18 protein-coding genes and 1 tRNA gene are annotated in these 19,192 nt (G+C 45.8%); 7 read left to right on the forward strand and 12 right to left on the reverse strand.

The genetic code is table 11. The features are described 5' to 3' along the window. Positions 1-2: 2 nt before the first annotated feature. Complete coding sequence (locus tag I2F54_RS08615) at positions 3-473, reverse strand: NfeD family protein (RefSeq protein WP_087426284.1); 471 nt, start codon at positions 471-473, stop codon at positions 3-5. Positions 474-480: 7 nt separating this feature from the next. Continuing rightward, complete coding sequence (locus I2F54_RS08620) at positions 481-1,911, reverse strand: tetratricopeptide repeat protein (RefSeq protein ID WP_195500983.1); 1,431 nt, start codon at positions 1,909-1,911, stop codon at positions 481-483. 135 nt (positions 1,912-2,046) lie between these two features. Here I2F54_RS08620 and I2F54_RS08625 point away from each other — a divergent pair, with 135 nt between their 5' ends. Together I2F54_RS08625 and I2F54_RS08630 are read left to right on the forward strand one after the other, a co-directional pair. Continuing rightward, positions 2,047-2,799, forward strand: a complete 753-nt coding sequence (locus tag I2F54_RS08625) for an ATP-binding protein (protein ID WP_195500984.1) — start codon at positions 2,047-2,049, stop codon at positions 2,797-2,799. 37 nt (positions 2,800-2,836) lie between these two features. Next, positions 2,837-3,205, forward strand: coding sequence for a DMT family protein (locus I2F54_RS08630; protein WP_004289767.1), 369 nt, complete (start codon positions 2,837-2,839; stop codon positions 3,203-3,205). Between the two features lie 29 nt (positions 3,206-3,234). On the opposite strand, the gene I2F54_RS08635 is transcribed toward I2F54_RS08630, so the two are convergent. The 6 genes from I2F54_RS08635 to I2F54_RS08660 all read right to left on the reverse strand — a co-directional run bounded on the left by I2F54_RS08635 (position 3,235) and on the right by I2F54_RS08660 (position 7,668). Then, positions 3,235-4,257 (reverse strand): FAD:protein FMN transferase, encoded by a 1,023-nt coding sequence (locus tag I2F54_RS08635; RefSeq protein WP_087426281.1) that lies wholly within the window; start codon positions 4,255-4,257, stop codon positions 3,235-3,237. Between the two features lie 55 nt (positions 4,258-4,312). Then, positions 4,313-4,894 (reverse strand): manganese efflux pump MntP, encoded by a 582-nt coding sequence (locus I2F54_RS08640; protein ID WP_195500985.1) that lies wholly within the window; start codon positions 4,892-4,894, stop codon positions 4,313-4,315. Positions 4,895-4,898: 4 nt separating this feature from the next. Continuing rightward, positions 4,899-5,666, reverse strand: a complete 768-nt coding sequence (locus tag I2F54_RS08645) for a DUF6048 family protein (protein ID WP_195500986.1) — start codon at positions 5,664-5,666, stop codon at positions 4,899-4,901. Beyond that, entirely contained in the window at positions 5,635-6,120 is a 486-nt protein-coding gene (locus I2F54_RS08650; RefSeq protein WP_009121435.1) for a DUF6452 family protein, read from the reverse strand. Before I2F54_RS08650 ends, I2F54_RS08645 begins: the two co-directional genes overlap by 32 nt. A gap of 2 nt (positions 6,121-6,122) precedes the next feature. Next, positions 6,123-7,076: a glycosyltransferase family 2 protein gene (locus tag I2F54_RS08655; RefSeq protein ID WP_195500987.1), complete on the reverse strand. Its 954-nt coding sequence runs from the start codon at positions 7,074-7,076 to the stop codon at positions 6,123-6,125. A gap of 64 nt (positions 7,077-7,140) precedes the next feature. After that, entirely contained in the window at positions 7,141-7,668 is a 528-nt protein-coding gene (locus tag I2F54_RS08660) for a DUF4199 domain-containing protein (RefSeq protein WP_009121437.1), read from the reverse strand. 232 nt (positions 7,669-7,900) lie between these two features. On the opposite strand from I2F54_RS08660, the gene I2F54_RS08665 reads away from it, so the two are divergent. Next, a tRNA-Thr gene (locus I2F54_RS08665) sits at positions 7,901-7,974 on the forward strand. A gap of 134 nt (positions 7,975-8,108) precedes the next feature. Here the strand turns inward: I2F54_RS08665 and eno are convergent. The 3 genes from eno to crcB all read right to left on the reverse strand — a co-directional run bounded on the left by eno (position 8,109) and on the right by crcB (position 10,511). Next, a complete protein-coding gene (eno, locus tag I2F54_RS08670) occupies positions 8,109-9,389 on the reverse strand; it encodes a phosphopyruvate hydratase (protein ID WP_009121438.1) in 1,281 nt (426 codons plus the stop codon). Positions 9,390-9,454: 65 nt separating this feature from the next. Then, positions 9,455-10,123 (reverse strand): pentapeptide repeat-containing protein, encoded by a 669-nt coding sequence (locus I2F54_RS08675; protein ID WP_129618207.1) that lies wholly within the window; start codon positions 10,121-10,123, stop codon positions 9,455-9,457. Between the two features lie 10 nt (positions 10,124-10,133). Further along, entirely contained in the window at positions 10,134-10,511 is a 378-nt protein-coding gene (gene crcB, locus I2F54_RS08680; protein WP_087412585.1) for a fluoride efflux transporter CrcB, read from the reverse strand. 204 nt (positions 10,512-10,715) lie between these two features. Between crcB and I2F54_RS08685 the strand changes: the two genes are divergently transcribed. The 4 genes from I2F54_RS08685 to gcvT all read left to right on the forward strand — a co-directional run bounded on the left by I2F54_RS08685 (position 10,716) and on the right by gcvT (position 17,031). Beyond that, a complete protein-coding gene (locus I2F54_RS08685) occupies positions 10,716-12,878 on the forward strand; it encodes a glycoside hydrolase family 97 protein (RefSeq protein WP_195500988.1) in 2,163 nt (720 codons plus the stop codon). A 167-nt stretch (positions 12,879-13,045) separates the two neighbouring features. Further along, on the forward strand, positions 13,046-14,455 hold the full coding sequence (locus I2F54_RS08690; protein ID WP_195500989.1) for an amidophosphoribosyltransferase: 1,410 nt from the start codon (positions 13,046-13,048) through the stop codon (positions 14,453-14,455). A 222-nt stretch (positions 14,456-14,677) separates the two neighbouring features. Beyond that, positions 14,678-15,910, forward strand: a complete 1,233-nt coding sequence (pepT, locus tag I2F54_RS08695) for a peptidase T (protein WP_195500990.1) — start codon at positions 14,678-14,680, stop codon at positions 15,908-15,910. A 29-nt stretch (positions 15,911-15,939) separates the two neighbouring features. After that, positions 15,940-17,031: a glycine cleavage system aminomethyltransferase GcvT gene (gene gcvT / locus I2F54_RS08700; RefSeq protein ID WP_195500991.1), complete on the forward strand. Its 1,092-nt coding sequence runs from the start codon at positions 15,940-15,942 to the stop codon at positions 17,029-17,031. 123 nt (positions 17,032-17,154) lie between these two features. On the opposite strand, the gene I2F54_RS08705 is transcribed toward gcvT, so the two are convergent. After that, positions 17,155-18,981 carry a PL29 family lyase N-terminal domain-containing protein gene (locus tag I2F54_RS08705; RefSeq protein ID WP_195500992.1) on the reverse strand — a complete coding sequence of 609 codons (1,827 nt, stop codon included), beginning with the start codon at positions 18,979-18,981 and terminating at the stop codon, positions 17,155-17,157. Between the last annotated feature and the right edge of the window lie 211 nt (positions 18,982-19,192).

Genomic DNA, 19,192 nt, shown 5'->3' on the forward strand with positions numbered 1-19,192 from the left:
ATTTACGATTTGTTCTTCTCCACAAGTATTACTCCGTCTGTAATGCGATTTACTATAACGGGAGTTTTTTCATTCAGAAAACCGTCTGTGGATTTTACTTCTACGATGTCACCGTTTATCTCGGCATATCCGATGAGAGCAAGACGGGTAGTGGTAATACCGGTATCACCTATCTTTACCTTCTCTTCGGCACTACGGTCTACTTTTGAAGTGATGTTTTTTTTCAAAGCTATCTTATCCAGGGTTTGGGAACGCATGAACCACACTAATGAACCAACGCAGGTTATAGCGGATATGGCGAGTGTGATAAATCCTGCTGTTGTTCCTAAATTGGCAAAAGCGTAGTAATTGGCGTAAATGATACAACCGCCCGCTAAAAAGCCGGCAATGCTGATACCCGGTATTATGAATAGTTCTACGAGGAACAGTATAACTGCTGCAACGATTAAAACTGCGATGATGAATATGTCCATGGCTGTTCTATTTAATGATTTGCTTTTCTAACTTCCGTACTTGGATAGCAGCACGGTCTATTTCGGTTACCAACTGTTGCACTCGTTTTTCTAAATCAAGTATGGCCGGAGCCATTTTATTTTTTTCGTTTTGATTGACACGTGAATATTGAGTACGCATATTTTCCAGTTTACCCAGTTGCAGATTATAGCTTTCTTCCAGTTGCAGATATTTTTTAAATTGCGCTTTTGCCTGCGGAGAGCGGAAATCGGCAGCATAATGATAAGTATTTCGATCATCAATCACGAACTCGAATTCATGGCGTTTTTTTGTTTCCGGCTTTTCCTGCATTATTTCCCGCAGGCGTTTTCTTGCATCAGTTACCAAACTTTCATCTGTCCAAGTATCTCTAATGGAATGGAGCCGGGCAAGCTTTATAAGCTTGTTTTTATCCATGCTTTCGTAGTTGTATACTTGTTTGGATGAGGCAGGAATGAATACATATACACAGACTTTACCATCCGGCTGATAGCGGTCAGATGCAAACCAACCGAGATTGTTGAACTCATCTATAACGTACATATAATCGTTGTAAGGCGAGTTGAACGGCATGCCTACGTTCTCCGGAGTTAAGTAAGTGTCTGCATTCGTGTTGTAGCGTGTTACGAAAATATCGTATCCGCCCATTGATGAAGGACCGTCTGCTGCGTAATAGATCGTGATGCCGTCTGCCAATACGTATGGATAACTGGCATTCACGGACTCGTTGATACTGCCGGGGAGCATACTGCCTTTCCCCCATTCGTCCATCATTTTGTTGCGCGACAGGATATTGAGCGTACTATCTTTCTGTAACTCGCTATAATAAATCTTATTTCCCAGCTCCGTTTCGTATACGGTACCGCCTGTACCATTGGAATTCTCAAAGTAGGCATCGTACATAAACAATTTCCCGGATTCGGGACTGATTTTATATGCTTCGAGAAAATCTTTCTTATCTACAACAAAACTGTCGATGAAGCACACTTCTTCTACGCCTTTCAGCAGACGAAGATTTGCTTTACTCTTTTCCAGAAGTTTTTCGGCCTCGGTGGTAGAACGTTTCCTTTTTGCCAGTTCGGCAATATAATCTTCATAGGTGTTAACGGCGTCTTCAAATCGGTAAGTGGCATTATAAGCTTGTGCCAGAAAAAGCTGCCCGCTGGTAGCCCGGCGCTTTACGGCTGTTTCCAAATACTTTATGGCTTCTTCCGCTTCTCCCGTATTCAGACAACATACTCCATACCACAAATTGTAATTTCCGTTATTGGGCTGTGATTTCACAAATTTCTTAAAAGCGGGCTTTGCTTGTTCATATTGGCCTTTTTCATAGAGCGCTTTAGCCTGGGCAAGGGCTTGCGCTGAAGCATGTATTCCCCAAAAAACAAAAAGTAAAAGCAGTATATATTTATTCTTCATACTAAAAATCTTTTTAATGAGTTCAAAAATACAAATTAATCGGGAATAAAGCTGTTTTCCGTGATTCTATTATGTTAATTCTTCTTTAAATGATTCTTTTCAGTTACTTTTGCAGCCGACTTTTAACTGATTTTTATGGCACGGTTTACAGAGGAAGAAAAGACATTGCGACGTATTGAAAAACGGTTCAGTAAAGGTATGGTGGAATACGGACTGATTGAAGACGGCGACAGGATTCTCATCGGGCTTTCCGGTGGGAAAGATTCTTTGGCGTTGGTTGAACTGCTGGCTCGTCGCGCCCGGGTTTTTAAACCGAAGTTTTCGGTGGTTGCCGTGCACGTAGTCATGAAGAATATTCCTTATCAGAGCGATGCGGAGTATCTTAGAAATTTTGCAGAATCATGGGGCGTACCTTTTGTTTTGTATGAAACAGAGTTTGATGCGAGTACTGATACTCGTAAATCCCCTTGTTTTTTATGTTCTTGGAATCGGCGAAAGGCTTTATTTACTGTAGCTAAAGAGCAGGGATGCAACAAAATTGCATTGGGACATCATATGGATGATATTTTGGAGACTCTGCTGATGAATATTACTTATCAGGGGGCATTCAGTTCAATGCCACCGCGGTTGGTAATGAAGAAGTTCGATATGACGATTATACGGCCGATGTGTCTTGTACACGAAGCGGACTTGATAGAATTGGCGAGGATAAGGGATTATCGGAAACAAATGAAGAACTGTCCTTATGAATCGCAGTCGGGTCGAAGCACGATGAAAGGTATTTTACATCAGTTGGAAGAGATGAATCCTGAAGCCCGGTATAGTTTATGGGGGAGCATGAGTAATGTACAAGATGAATTGTTGCCGAAAAGAACAGAGATAGGATAGACCATTAATAAGTAATTTCTAAATATTCAATTATTATATGAAAGCTTTTTATACCATTTTACTTTTAATTGTATCTAATGTCTTTATGACATTTGCCTGGTACGGACATTTGAAACTGCAAGAAATGAAAGTTATCTCTAATTGGCCGCTTTATGCCGTTATCTTGTTTTCATGGATGATAGCGCTGGCAGAGTATGCTTTTCAAATTCCGGCAAATCGTATCGGTTTTATCGGTAACGGCGGTCCTTTCTCATTAATGCAGTTAAAGGTTATTCAGGAAGTGGTAACGCTTATTATCTTTACTATATTTACTACTGTGCTGTTTAAAGGAGAATCTTTGCATTGGAACCATTTTGCGGCATTCGTATGCCTGGTCTTGGCAGTATATTTCGTTTTCTATAAATAATAAATTAGCGGGTTTTACCCGCTAATTTATTATTTTCCTGTCATATACTTTTCCATTCCTTTCGTATAGAACATCTGGAATTCTCCGTTTTCATCAGTATATATAAAACATGCGTCAAGGTCGGGATGGGCGTCGGCAAAACGTTCGGCTTCCTCCAATCCCATCACCATGAAGGCGGTGGCGTAAGCATCTGCGCTCATACAATCGCGGGCCACTACGGTGGCCGACAGAATGTTATGCTGTACCGGATATCCTGTACGCGGGTCGATGGTATGGGCGTATTTCTTGCCGTCTTTATAATAATAGTTTCGATAGTTGCCTGAAGTCGCTATACCCACATCGGTGACCTGTAATACCGTTTGCAATTCCTGATTTACGGCAAGCGAATCATCTATCGGTTTGTTGATACCGATTCGCCATAAACTTTTTTTCGGGTTTTCTCCGCGAACTACTACTTCTCCGCCTATATCTACCATAAAATTCCTGATACCTTTCTTTTCCAACAGCTGTGCAACGACATCTACTGCATACCCTTTGGCTACAGCACTGCACGAAAGCATGATACGAGGGTCTTGTTTGATTACCTTTCCGTCGGCGGATAATGAAACTTTTGTGTAGCCTGTAATATCCAATAGGCTGTCTATCATGGTGGAGTCGGGAAATGCCCCTTTCTTGAATCCGAATCCCCAAGCATTGGCTAATGGGGCTACTGTGATGTCAAAAGCTCCTTCGGTCTCCTGGGATATTTCCATACTGCGGTGGAATACGTTGACAAAGAATGTGTCGGGAATAATATTTTCGTTCCGGTTGATACGAGTAATGGTAGCTGTGTCATTGAATGGCGACAGCGAACCGTCAAATCGTTTGAGCTCGGTTTCTATTTCTGCTTTTAAATCACCGTCGTACTGGTAAGTTATGTTGTAGACGGTTCCAAAAATCAGTCCGCTGGCAGTCTGATAAGGAGCCGTGCGATTGTGACGCGCAAGTATTCCGATAGTACCTAATACGAGTAAGGCAATCCATAAAAAGTTCCGTTGTACTTTCTTATCCATAATGTCTGATACTAAAATAAATGAATCAAATTTTTCTTTCTCCGGTTTGCAACTCTTAACTCAAGAATAAGTGCTCTATCAATATCTTTGTACCGATAATGATAAGGATAATACCTCCCCAAAGTTCTGCACGCAGCTTGCGGGCAATACCACATCCGAATCGGATACCGAACATCAGTCCGATAAATGATAAAGCAAAAGACACAAACCCTATGATGCCGATAGGCGGCAGAATGGCTGCAAAATTACGGACACCCAGAAATGCAAACGAAATGCCTACCGCCAAAGCGTCGATACTGGTGGCTACCGCTAATGTGGAGACTACTTTCAGACTGGTTGGGTCGAATTCATGCCTGCAGCCTTCATCTTTAAAAGATTCCATGACCATGCGTCCACCAAGAAAAGCTAAAATGGCAAAAGCTACCCAATGGTCTATACTTTCAATGAGATGGCTGAAAAAACTGGCTCCTATCCAGCCAAGCAATGGCATGAGCGCCTGAAAAAAGCCGAAAGCCAACGCCATTATCAGCATCGGACGCAGCTGAACACGTTTTAATATAATCCCACTGGCTATAGATACGGCGAAACAGTCCATCGCAAGCCCTATAGCAAGCAGCCAGATTTCTAATCCTGTCATTGTCTCAGAATGGTAGTTTATAAGTTATTGTATAGGTAACCCCGGTTGTGTTTCCGTTGTATTTGCCGTAGCCCGGTACATACCACGGATCTCCGTGCCCGGCAACGGAAGAACTCAGACGGAATTTAAATCGTAGGGCCCAACCCATATACAGGTCTTTCCATACGTGCGCCCGTATGCCGACGCAAAATTCAGCCCACTGCATCGAGCCTTTCATTCCTTTATAATTAAAAGGCAGGCTGTTTCCCCAAATGCCGTCTACTAAATTCGGATTACCCAAACTACCGCCGTATTCAGGATCGTTGACTGCTAACGCTTCTACATCATATTTAAAACTGGTTGCCGCATAGCGCAGACCGACGAGAATCATATGCCCGTGTTTCTTGTTATAAAGTGCGTTATAGTCCATGCCGATGCGGAAATAGGGAGCGCCGGTTTTATAATGTACTCCTTTGTCACTCCAAGTATCGGTATTGCCGTATCCTAATTCTACAATGGGGAAAAAACGGTTTTTAAGATTTACATCGACAGCCACTTCACTGCTGAAGAAGTCGCTTCCAAGCAGTTTGCTTCCGGGACCCCATAAATCTACGCTGACAGAAATACCATTGTATAGCGGATAGTACACTTCCTCTTTGGCTTCCTTTTTCTCCTTTTTGGGCGGGTTGTTTGCCAGTGGGGAAGAAAGGTTGCTGTTTTGCGCCTGCAAGGGAAGAGACAACAGTAAACAGAGTGCCAGACTAATAGAATAGCTTAAGATTTTCTGCTCCATAAATTCCGGCTTCTTTATTTGCAATGCGAATAGAATCAAGGCTGTGACGACTATAACGGACACCTGTTATGGCTTGTTTCATTTGATAACCGCAATCCATTGACAGGAAGTAAGGCGTATTGGTCTGGTGGACTACAAGTGTGTCTGTCAATGTTTCGCTGTAACGAAATACCAGTACAGTGGAGTCGGCGGTATATCTCAATGGCAATGATAGGTCGTGCACTTTCTTTTGGTTGTTGATGATAATGGAATCCGTACCAAAGGCAGTAACCGTCAACGAATCCAGTGTATCATTAGATACCACTTTGGTCTCAGGATCTAATGTATATAGGTAACATTGCATCATGGCTCGTGTCGCCATTGAGCAGTCTGCTTCTTCCGAACAGGATATTACTACGCTGAAAACAGGGAAAAGAATAGCCCCGAATATTATGAATTTGACTAATGCTTTCATGGTTAAATCATTTTCTCAATTTGGTACTTGTTGCGCTCCGGTGCATTGCGGGATATCAGTTCTCCGAGGAAACCGGCCACAAATAACTGCGTACCGATAATCATGGATGTTAGTGACAGGTAGAAGTAAGGGGAGTCTGTCACAAGGCGGTATGGCATACCCTGATTCATGTAATACAGCTTGCTGGCGCCGACTATAATGACAGCGACGAATCCGATAAAGAACATCAGCGAACCCAATATGCCGAAGAAGTGCATAGGTTTGATGCCGAACGTGGAAAGGAACCAAAGCGATATTAAGTCCAGATATCCGTTGAAGAAACGATTCCACCCGCCGAATTTTGTTTTGCCGAATTTCCGTGCCTGATGATGTACGACTTTCTCGCCAATTTTCTTGAATCCGGCATTTTTCGCGAGATAGGGGATATAACGGTGCATTTCACCGTACACTTCTATGTTTTTTATAACGTCTCTGCGGTAGGCTTTCAGGCCGCAGTTAAAATCATGCAGGTTCTTTATGCCAGACACCTTGCGTGCCGTGGCGTTGAACAGCTTTGTCGGTATGGTCTTTGACAGCGGATCATATCTCTTTTGTTTCCAGCCGGATACCAGGTCGTAACCATCTTCCGTAATCATGCGGTATAGTTCCGGTATTTCGTCAGGACTGTCTTGCAGGTCGGCATCCATTGTAATCACGACATTGCCTTGGGCCTGTTCAAAACCGCAATAGAGCGCCGGTGATTTACCGTAATTGCGACGGAATTTTATTCCGCGCACTTTATCGGACTCTGCTTGTAATTGCTCGATTATTTGCCAGGAACGGTCGGTACTTCCGTCGTTGACGAAAATAACTTCATAAGAAAAGTTATGGGTTTTCATTACCCGCTCAATCCATGCAAACAATTCCGGAAGAGACTCCTCTTCATTATATAAAGGAACGACAACTGAAATATCCATTTGCTTATTTACGATTTTACTATTTACACTATACCTGAATTTATCTGAAATCCGTCTTTGCTTGTCATTCCTTCTTACGTCTCATTACAAATAAGGCGGTGGGAAGAGCAAGTAATGAGCCGCAAAATACATTCCATGACACCAATTGCATGGTGATGTCTATGGGAGTGAGCGATTTCACAGTCTCCAGTGTTTCTTGAAACATGTTTGCGTAGGCTTCTATGCCCGGTACGCCACTTTGATTTAAAATATCGATTTGCGACTCGTAGGCATTGATAACGAAACCATGATCGATGAAACGGAAATAAATGTAATGTGCCACAGCCGTCAGCAATGCGGCAAACATATACATAAATACTGTGAATATCCATGCATGCAGGAAGCTGATACCGCCACCGCATACAGTGTTACGATATATTCGTACATAATAATACCCCATGAAAGGAACACATAACGTGAGCCCTACGAAAAGGAAAGATAAAAACGGAATTGTCAGCCCCAGAGGAAAGAGAATGAATTTTAAAATCCAATATCCGCCCAAATAGGTGCCGAACAACATTGCGTATTGCATGTAACCTTTATTTTCTGCCATTTTTCTTAGAAATATGGCGCAAAGTTATAAATAATATTGGTTGTAGACCCTGTATTCTTGTTAAAGTTGAAAAAAGTTAGGGTAAGGTATTGCGGATTTAAAATTTTTATCTACCTTTGCACCCGCAAACATGGGTAAGTCCTATACGGCCAGCTCCCTTCAAATCCTCCAGGGCTTGATCGCAGCAAAGGTAGTTGGTTGTAGCGGCGCGATATAGAAAGCTTACCCGCCTGCCTCTTTAGCTCAGTTGGCCAGAGCACGTGATTTGTAATCTCGGGGTCGTTGGTTCGAATCCGACAAGAGGCTCAGAAAAGAGATGCATCAGTAATGACGCATCTCTTTTTTCTTTATAATATTGCTATAAAAGATGAGGGAGTACACTGTTTGGTGTACTCCCTTTAACTTTTTAATACCTGTCATTTACTGACTTTTACATGTACTTATTTTATTCTTCTGTATCCGTATACGGCGTTGTTTCCTAGCTCTTCTTCGATGCGTAACAGCTGATTGTATTTGGCCATACGGTCTGAGCGGCTTAAAGAACCGGTTTTGATTTGACCGCTGTTGGTCGCTACGGCAATGTCCGCAATCGTAGCATCTTCCGTTTCACCGGAACGGTGGGAAGTAACGGTTGTGTAGCCATGACGGTGCGCCATTTCGATGGCATTCAGCGTTTCTGTCAAGGAGCCGATTTGGTTTACCTTTATCAGTATGGAGTTTGCGCAACCTTTTTCGATACCCATGGCGAGGAAGTCCACATTGGTGACAAACAAGTCGTCACCTACCAGTTGGCAGCGGTTTCCGATGCGGTCGGTCAGTTTCTTCCAGCCTTCCCAGTCGTTTTCGCTCATTCCGTCTTCGATAGAATCAATAGGATATTTGTTAATCAGTTCTTCCAGATAATCAACTTGCTCGTTGGCTGTGCGTTTCTTGCCTTTCTCGCCTTCGAATTTACTGTAATCGTAAATGCCGTCGTGATAGAATTCGGAAGAGGCGCAGTCCATAGCAATCATTACGTCCTTACCCGGTTCGTAGCCGGCAGCCTTAATGGCGGCAATAATCGAGTCCAAAGCGTCTTCCGTTCCTGCCAGACCGGGAGCGAAACCGCCCTCATCGCCAACGGCGGTACTGAGGCCGCGGTCGTGCAATACTTTCTTCAGGGCGTGGAACACTTCTGCACCCATGCGCAGGCCTTCGCGGAAAGAATTGGCGCCTACCGGGCGTATCATAAATTCCTGAAAAGCGATAGGGGCATCACTGTGCGAACCGCCATTGATGATATTCATCATCGGAACCGGCATTACATACGTATTTGTTCCACCGATATAGCGGTAAAGGGGAACGTCGAGGTAGGCCGCCGCCGCTTTGGCTACGGCAAGTGAAACACCCAGAATGGCATTGGCGCCCAGATTGGATTTGGTCTTTGTGCCGTCCAGCGCCAGCATGGCATGGTCGATGCTCATCTGTTCGAGAGCAGACATGCCAATCAGTTTGGGAGCGATGATATTATTAATATTGTCAACGGCTTTCAGCACGCCTTTGCCGCCGTAACGTTTCTTATCGCCGTCGCGCAATTCCAGAGCCTCATGTTCGCCGGTGGATGCGCCGGAGGGTACGGAAGCGCGGCCGATAAAGCCTGACTCCAATATTACATCAACTTCTACAGTAGGGTTTCCTCTTGAATCGAGAATCTCACGTCCGATAATCTTTTCTATTTTCATCTTATTTTATTTTAAATGTAAATTCTATGACTATAACAAGCGAAAACGGAAAATTGTTCGGGCTTTCAGTCTTTTATTACGAGTCCCAACAGGCTGGTCAGGTCCATGGCTTGGTGGGTACTGACGATAGCTCCCCGTATGTCCGGCAGATTGACATGTATGCCCTCGATATGCGAATCACTCAAATCGATGCCTCTTAGCGGAGTATGCGAAAATTCCGCTTCCACCAGTTCGCAATCTGTAAAGGCGACGGAAGTCAGTTTGCAGTCGTTGAGGTCGCTGTTGCGCAAATCACAGGTGGCGAATTCCGCCTGGTTGATTTTACTCATGGACAGATTGAGATATCTTGCATTGCAATCCCGCATCCTGCAATGATTCAGAATCGTTTCGGGCAGGTTTGTCCCGACCAGCTTGCAGGAAATGAATTCTATCCGGAAAAGGGAGCTCTCCGCAAACGATATATTGGACAAATCGCAATGCTCGAAACGGACATCCGTAAAGTGGGTCGCCTTCAGTTTGCAGTTGTTGAACTGTACATGACTGAAAGTACAGTTGGTGATACTCTTATAAGAGCAATCGATAGACTCTTCCGTCTGTTTGTTGAAGCGCAACCCTCTGACGGTTTCTTCTGTCACGAACCATTCCTTGAGTGATTTGGAGCTCTCGGCCTGTCCTTCAAGAGTGGGCGAGACAATCCGTACGGGCGGCATGCTGAAAGGTTTGCTCGGTTTCATGGCTGCCATTTTAAAAGGTCTTTCCTAAAATACTTCCGCCCAATACCGCAAAAAATCCCAATAAAATACTTAATAAGGTATATAGGGCGAATAACCCGTAGAATCCTTGTTTTATCAGCATCAATCCGTCATTGGAGAATGTGGAAAAGGTGGTGAAGCCGCCGCACAAGCCGGTAGTCAGCAGCATTCTTACTTCCGTGGATAAGTTGAAGCGCGCGGACAAGGCATAGAACAATCCTATCAGGAAACTTCCGATGATGTTTACGGCAAATGTGGCCCAGGGAAAGGAGTAGGGTACTATCCGTTCGTGGAGCGCCATTTGCGCGCAATAGCGCAATACGCTGCCGGTGCCGCCGCCAAGAAATATGGCTATCAGTATTTTAGTCATAATAATCGAAGTCTGGTATTTGGTTGGCAAAGATAATGTTTTCATCCCATTTGTATTTTCGACTGGGCGTCTTTTCTTTAAAAAACAGGTTTATAATCACTTATGCAAACGTTTGCTTTTATTTCATATCTATTTTCATTTGATAACTTTAAATCAGGAGACTTTCCTGCTTATATTTGCATCAAATAAATTATAAACCATAGCATGAGAAACATGAAAGCAATTTGCACTAAACTAACCTGCTTCCTGCTCGCCCTTTTTATGGGTAGCACAGCAATGGCCGGGAGCATAACCTCGCCCAACGGCCAACTTCAATTAAACTTCTCCGTCAATCCTCAAGGTGAACCTGTCTATGAACTTTTCTATAAAGGAAAGGCCGTTATTAAACCTTCAAAGCTCGGTTTGGAACTGAAGAACGATCCGGGACTGATGAACGGATTCACTCTGACCGATACCCAAACTTCCACATTCGATGAAACATGGGAACCGGTGTGGGGTGAAGTGAAACAAATCCGCAATCACTATAATGAAATGGCCGTAACGCTGAACCAGAAAGCGCAAGACCGTAATATCATTATCCGTTTCCGTCTTTTCGACGATGGTCTCGGGTTCCGTTATGAGTTCCCCTTGCAGAAGAATCTGAATTACTTCGTTATCAAAGAAGAGCGTACCCAGTTTGCCATGGCGGGTGACCATAAGGCATTCTGGATTCCGGGTGACTACGATACGCAGGAGTATGACTTTACAGAGTCCAAACTCTCTGAAATCCGCGGCCTGATGAAAGGAGCCATTACCGGTAATGCGTCGCAGACGCAGTTCTCTCCGACAGGCGTACAGACTTCTCTTCAAATGAAAACGGCCGACGGCCTGTATATCAATCTGCACGAAGCCGCTTTGGTAGACTACTCTTGCATGCACCTGAACCTGGATGATAAGAACTTGATTTTTGAATCTTGGCTGACACCCGATGCGGTAGGTGATAAAGGTTATATGCAGGCTCCCTGCAAGTCACCGTGGCGTACGGTGATTGTAAGTGACGATGCGCGCGATATCCTCGCTTCCAAGCTGACTTTGAATCTGAACGAGCCTTGCGCTTATGAAGATGTTTCCTGGATTAAACCGGTGAAGTATGTAGGCGTATGGTGGGAAATGATTGCCGGTAAGAGCACATGGGCATATACGGACGATCTCCCTTCCGTTAAGTTGGGCGAAACGGACTATTCCAAAACAAAACCCAACGGACGTCATGGCGCCAATAATGAGAATGTGAAGAGATACATAGACTTTGCGGCCGCCAACGGTTTCGACCAGGTGCTGGTAGAGGGCTGGAACGAAGGTTGGGAAGACTGGTTCGGGCATTCCAAAGATTATGTTTTCGATTTTGTAACTCCGTATCCCGATTTCGATGTAAAGATGCTGAATGCATACGCCAAGAGCAAAGGTGTTAAGCTGATGATGCACCATGAAACCTCTTCTTCCGTCCGCAATTACGAACGCCATATGGATAAAGCCTATCAGTTTATGGTGGACAACGGTTATAACGCCGTGAAGAGCGGCTACGTAGGCGATATCATTCCCCGCGGCGAACATCACTACGGACAGTGGATGAACAATCACTATCTCCATGCCGTAAAGAAAGCCGCCGACTATAAAATCTGTGTCAACGGCCACGAAGCCGTACGTCCTACCGGGCTGTGCCGTACTTATCCGAACCTGATTGGCAACGAGTCCGCCCGCGGTACCGAATACGAGGCATTTGGCGGTAGCAAGCCGTTCCACACTACACTGCTTCCGTTCAACCGTCTTATCGGCGGTCCGATGGACTATACTCCGGGTATTTTCGATACAAAACTGGATTTCATGGGCGACCTGCCTCACGGACAGGTGCAAACCACGCTTGCCAAACAATTGGCTCTTTACGTAACCCTTTACAGTCCGCTGCAAATGGCTGCCGACCTGGTGGAGAATTACGAGAAGCACATGGATGCGTTCCAGTTCATCAAGGATGTAGCCGTAGATTGGGATGATAGCAAATATATCGAGGCCGAACCGGGAGATTACATTACCGTAGCCCGTAAGGCGAAAGGTACCGATAACTGGTTTGTAGGCGGTATTACAGATGAAAACGCCCGTACGGCCGACTTTACGCTTGATTTCTTGACATCGGGCAAGCAATATGTGGCTACCCTGTATGCCGACGGTAAGGATGCCGACTACAAAGAGAACCCCACTTCCTACCGGATAAAGAAAGGCATCGTAACCGCCAAAACCAAAATGTCCGTTAAGGAAGCGCGTAGCGGTGGCTTTGCGCTGAGCTTGATTGAAGCTACTCCGGCTGACAAGAAAGCTGTGAAGAAGTGGAAATAATCAGGGTAAAAAGAGTTTCCGATTAGGTATTGGTTGGCTCCCCGCCGGATTTTCGTTCGGCGGGGAGTCTTTTTATTATTTTTTTAGAGGTGGAAAATGGCGCTAACAAGGAAACTTCTTTGTACCTTTGCGGCCGTTAATAAAATAACTAATAACACAAGGAACTTATGGGAGGTTTTTTCGGAACAGTCGCCAAAGCAAGTTGCGTGGCAGATTTGTTTTACGGCACAGATTATAATTCGCACTTAGGGACAAAACGTGGCGGTATGGCTACTTACGATCAGGAAGAAGCGACTTTCAAGCGCTCTATCCACAATTTGGAAAGTACCTATTTTCGTACGAAGTTTGAAGATGAGCTGGATAAATTCAAAGGAAATTCCGGCATCGGCATCATCAGCGACACAGACCCTCAACCTCTTATCTTAAATTCCCATCTCGGTCGTTTTGCCATCGTCACAGTTGCCAAGATTGTGAATCTGGAAGAACTGGAAGCCGAACTTCTGGAGCAAAACATGCACTTTGCCGAATTAAGCTCCGGCAAAACCAACCAAACAGAACTTATCGCTTTGCTGCTGATACAGGGCAAGAATTTTGTAGACGGCATTGAGAATGTATATAAGCATATTAAAGGCTCATGCTCCATGCTTCTGCTCACTGAAGACGGCATTATCGCCGCACGCGACCGTTGGGGGCGTACTCCTGTTGTCATCGGTAAGAAAAACGGCGCTTATGCGGCCACCAGCGAGTCGAGCAGTTTCCCGAATCTGGGTTACGAGGTAGACCGCTATTTGGGTCCGGGCGAAATTGTCCGCCTGCATGCCGATGGAGTAGAGCAGATGCGCAAGCCCGATGAGGAGATGCAGATATGCTCGTTCCTGTGGGTTTATTACGGTTTTCCCACTTCCTGTTATGAGGGAAAGAATGTGGAAGACGTACGTTTCTCTTCCGGATTGAAAATGGGACAAACCGATACTTCGGAAGTGGATTGCACTTGCGGTATTCCTGATTCCGGTGTAGGCATGGCATTGGGATATGCCGAAGGAAAGGGAGTGCCTTATCATCGCGCCATTTCAAAATACACTCCGACATGGCCGCGCAGCTTCACGCCCAGCAGACAGGAAATGCGTTCGCTGGTGGCGAAGATGAAACTCATTCCCAACCGCGCCATGCTGGAAGGCAAGCGCCTGTTGTTCTGTGACGACTCCATAGTCCGCGGAACCCAGTTGCGCGATAATGTAAAGGTGCTTTATGAGTATGGAGCGAAAGAGGTACACATCCGTATCGCCTGTCCGCCGTTGATATATAGCTGCCCGTTTGTCGGCTTCACGGCATCCAAAGGCGATTTGGAGTTGATTACCCGTCGTGTCATTAAGGAGCTGGAAGGCGATGAAAACAAAAATCTTGAGAAATACGCCACTACCGGTTCGCCGGAGTACGAGAAAATGGTAGAAGTTATCCGCGAGCGTTTCGGTCTGTCTTCATTAAAGTTCAATACGCTGGAGACACTGGTTGAGGCTATCGGCCTGCCTAAATGTAAACTTTGTACCCACTGCTTTGACGGTAGCAGCCACTTTTGATTGACAAAATAGTTATCAAGGAATAAAAAAGGGTCGTGAATTGCTTGGCAGTTCACGACCCTTTTTTTAACTTTACGGCAGGAAAACAGTAAAATAGCGATTAGGGTTTAGTGATTAGTGATTAATGCCGTTCGGATAAAGAGGGAGGGCGCGGTTGCAGCCTACCGACCGTTAATCGTTCATCGCTAATCACTAATCACTAAACCCTAATCACTAATCATTATGACTTTAGTAGAACGTTTTTTAAAGTATGTAAGTTTCGATACGCAATCGAATGAGGAGAGTGGAGTAACTCCGAGTACTCCGGGGCAAATGGTATTTGCCAGGTTCTTGAAAGAAGAATTGGAATCTTTGGGTTTGGAAGATATTACGTTGGATGAAAACGGTTATCTGTTTGCCACCCTTCCTGCCAATACAGATAAGCCTGTGCCTGTTGTCGGCTTCATCGCGCACATGGATACAAGTCCCGATATGAGCGGAAAAGATGTTTCTCCGCGCATTGTGGAGAATTACGACGGTAAGGATATCGTTCTTTGCGCAGAAGGGAAAGTGGTTCTTTCTCCCGCCCAGTTCCCGGAACTGCTCGACCATAAGGGAGAAGATTTGATTGTCACCGACGGAAAGACTTTGCTGGGTGCCGATGACAAAGCGGGTATCGCGGAGATTGTTTCGGCGATAGCCTATCTGAAAGAGCATCCTGAAATCAAACACGGTAAAATCCGTATCGGTTTCAATCCCGACGAGGAAATAGGTTTGGGAGCGCATAAGTTCAATGTCGAGCAGTTCGGCTGCGAATGGGCCTATACCATGGATGGCGGTGAAGTGGGCGAGTTGGAGTTCGAGAATTTCAATGCGGCTTCCGCCAAGATTGTGTTCAAGGGACGCAATGTACATCCGGGATATGCCAAAAACAAGATGATAAACTCTATCCGCGTAGCCAACCGTTTTATTTCCATGCTTCCCGGCCACGAAACGCCGGAACATACCGAAGGTTATGAAGGATTCTATCACCTCATCGGCATTACGGGTGAAGTGGAGCGGACTACGGTTTCCTACATCATTCGCGACCACGACCGTGTTCGTTTTGAGAACCGCAAGAAAGAGTTTGAACACCTTGTCCGCAAGATTAACGCCGAATATGGCGAGGGTACGGCCGTACTGGAGCTGCACGACCAATATTATAATATGCGTGAGAAGATTGAACCGGTGATGCACATCATCGATACCGCTTTCAAGGCTATGGAAGCTGTCGGCGTAGAGCCTCACGTAAAAGCTATTCGCGGCGGTACGGACGGTGCGCAACTTTCGTTCAAAGGGTTGCCTTGTCCCAACATCTTTGCCGGCGGTCTGAATTTCCACGGACGTTACGAGTTCGTTCCCATTCAGAACATGGAGAAGGCCATGAATGTTATCATCAAGATCGCCGAACTCGTTGCCGCCCAATATAACTCATAACTTATAACTCATAACTCATTCCTCATACCATGAAAACCACTCCGTTTACAGAAACACACATCTCGCTGGGCGCTAAGATGCACGAATTTGCGGGATACAATATGCCTATCGAATATTCCGGTATCATCGACGAACATCTCACCGTTTGCAAGGGCGTCGGCGTATTCGATGTCTCCCACATGGGAGAGTTTTGGGTGAAAGGCCCGCATGCTTTGGACTTTTTGCAGAAAGTCACTTCTAACAATGTGGCCGCCCTTACGCCCGGTAAAGTACAGTACACTTGCTTTCCCAATGAGGATGGCGGTATTGTAGACGATTTGCTGGTCTATCAGTACGAACAGGAGAAATATCTGCTGGTTGTCAACGCTTCCAATATCGAGAAGGACTGGAACTGGTGTGTGTCTCATAATACGGAGGGGGCTGAATTGGAGAATGCTTCCGACCGTATGGCGCAGCTTGCGGTACAAGGACCGAAAGCTGTCGAGGCATTGCAGAAGCTGACGCCTGTCAATCTTTCCGAGCTTCCGTATTACACCTTTACGCATGGGGAGTTTGCAGGCGAGCCGGATGTCATAATCTCCAATACCGGCTATACCGGAGCCGGAGGTTTTGAGCTTTATTTCTATCCCGAAGCGGCGATGAAGATATGGAATGCCGTGTTCGAGGCAGGTGCGGAGTTCGGTATCAAGCCTATCGGTTTGGGTGCCCGTGATACGCTTCGTCTTGAGATGGGGTTCTGCCTGTATGGAAATGACCTGGATGATACCACGTCGCCCATCGAAGCCGGGCTGGGATGGATTACCAAGTTTGCGGAGGGTAAGAACTTTACCAACTGTCCGATGCTGGAGAAACAGAAAGCGGAGGGTACGGCGCGTAAATTGGTTGGCTTTGAAATGGTGGATCGCGGTATTCCCCGTCACGGTTATGAACTGCAGAACCCGGAAGGAACTCCCATTGGCGTGGTTACGTCGGGTACCATGTCGCCTACCCGTAAAATCGGTATCGGTATGGGATATGTGAAGCCCGAATACTGCAAGGTTGGTACGGAAATCTGTATCGATATGCGCGGGCGCAAGCTGAAAGCGGTGGTGGTACGTCCGCCGTTCCGGGGCAAAGTATAGGATTATGAAATAAAGATACCTTATTTTATTTCAAACAATAAAGGCTGAATTTTAATTCAGCCTTTATTGTTTGATAGCGGTAGGCCTGAATTTCTAAAACTCAATATTATTACATATCGGGAGTTAAAATGCTAAAATTGCTCTGACACAAAGACGCCCGTCATCGTTTTTGTAGGTTTGATTAATGTAGCTGTCAAGAAAATCACCATACCATGCGCGATTGAAATAATCTTGATTAGGATTTGCAGTGTGTTTCTCCGGAGCTTCCGAGCTCGACCAATAGCCTAAGTAGTTATTGGAAGGGTCATTGTTCCTGCGTATTGAAAAGTTCTCGGCACTACCGGCTGCTTGGGTGTTTAATGTACTGAACTTTTTCTCGATTAAGGTTTTGTTGGATGTGTTTGCAGGAATATCATACCCAAGATCCCAGATACTTCCGTTGATAACCCCCGAGTATATAAGGGAAAGTTCCTTGATGGAGGGAAGATACCACCCGCTACTCTTACCGGGAGCCGTATTGCTTGCCGCATAAGTATCTATGGATTGCAGGATGGTAGCTTTACTGCCGCTATTGCTTTTGTTGTATTTTTTGATAACTTCCGTATTGTTATATCCTAACATCATATTCAGATTGCCGTCAGGGTCTTCATCTTTGGTCTTTGCGATAAGGATGCTGACATAAGGCTCGGAAAGGCCGGCATCACCGATAGCTGCATCGGCTGTCTGCCAAACTACTCCTTTGCCGGCATCTTTCAATGCTACCACAAGTCCGTGGTTACCGGTAGACGTGTCGCCTATCTTTGCTCTTAATACAGCGTCGTCTTTTGCTACATCGCCCACATGAAAGATTACGCCTATGCATGTTTTGGAAGAGATAAGAGAGGCGGAGAAAGTGCCGTCGCTGTAATAATAGTCACCTGTGTTGACTATTGCGGTGTATTTCAAAGCGCGGGTGGCTATTGTTTTCCGGCCGTCTGCGCCTATAATGCTTACTTCGAGCATGGCGGTTTCGCCGTCAGCAATGTCCTCGGGAGCGGTAACCGTTACTTTGGCGTCATTCTTGCAGTTGCCGGTAGCCGGGTCAAATGTAGGATGTTCCACACTCACTGTCCAGGGGAGAGCGGCGGCGCGGGTTTTGATATCCGTGCTTGTACCCCGGTCGCTGGTGATTTGAGCCATGATAGCGGTATAGCTGTCTGCCTTGAGGTCGCTGGGCAGACTGAGAGGAATGTCGGTAGCAAGTTCGGTGAGGGAGATGGCGGCATTGGTGTGTTCCGTATCCGTACCTATTTGGAAAGTCTTGTAGCGGGGAAGCCGGATTTTGGTTGTGCCGTCGGCCAACGTCAGCTCTATATAGTCGTCGTTGTCGGTATCGATACCGTCCGTTGTGAAGATGGCGTCGCCTTGAGGTCCCGTTACTTTTGTCCAATTGGCGCCGTTGTCCACACTGAGATAGGTCGCATCCGCCTCATAAGCGGAACCGCCGCTTTCCGAATTGAGCGTGCTGCCTGTTTTCAGCCGGGGAGTGGGGGCGGTAGCTCCCGGTTCGCCAGTGACACGCAGCCGTTTGCCGTCGACACGGAGATAATCGCCGTTTAAAGTCCAGTAGTAGATGCCGTTATCCTCTTTTGCGCTGATTTGGGGAGTGGCTCCGGCAATACCCTGCTCGCCGTTTCTGATGGTGACGGCTCCGCTTTTCACAAAGTTTATTACGTAGCCCGAGCCATCGGTGAGGGGAGTTACGCTCGTCACATAGTCGTTGTCGCTTTGTGCATTGATGAGGGACTGCAAGCCGGCGATGTTGTCGTTTACCAATGCTTGCCATTTCTCAATAGCCGATATGCGTGCGGCAAGAGTTGCCTGTTCTCTGCGTATCTCGGCTAAATCATTTTGCATACAACCGCTCAGAGCCGCTATGACCGTGAGCAGTAAAACTAAGTTCTTTTTCATAATATATCCGTAAGTATTGTTGTTGTTTGCTTTTCTGCCGATATGCCGGCGTCTGCCGTTGTCTGTGTAAGACGTGTGGGGTGTTGCTTCTTCTTGGAGAACAAGGTGAGAAGTGCAGGGGGTGTCTTGGAGAGTTTGTTTGCTTTGAGCCATGTGTTATATTGTTAAGTTAAACATACAAAAAACGTGAGTTGCTGTATTTGTTTATCCT

Source organism: Bacteroides clarus (assembly GCF_015555825.1).
Taxonomy (GTDB): Bacteria; Bacteroidota; Bacteroidia; order Bacteroidales; family Bacteroidaceae; genus Bacteroides; species Bacteroides clarus.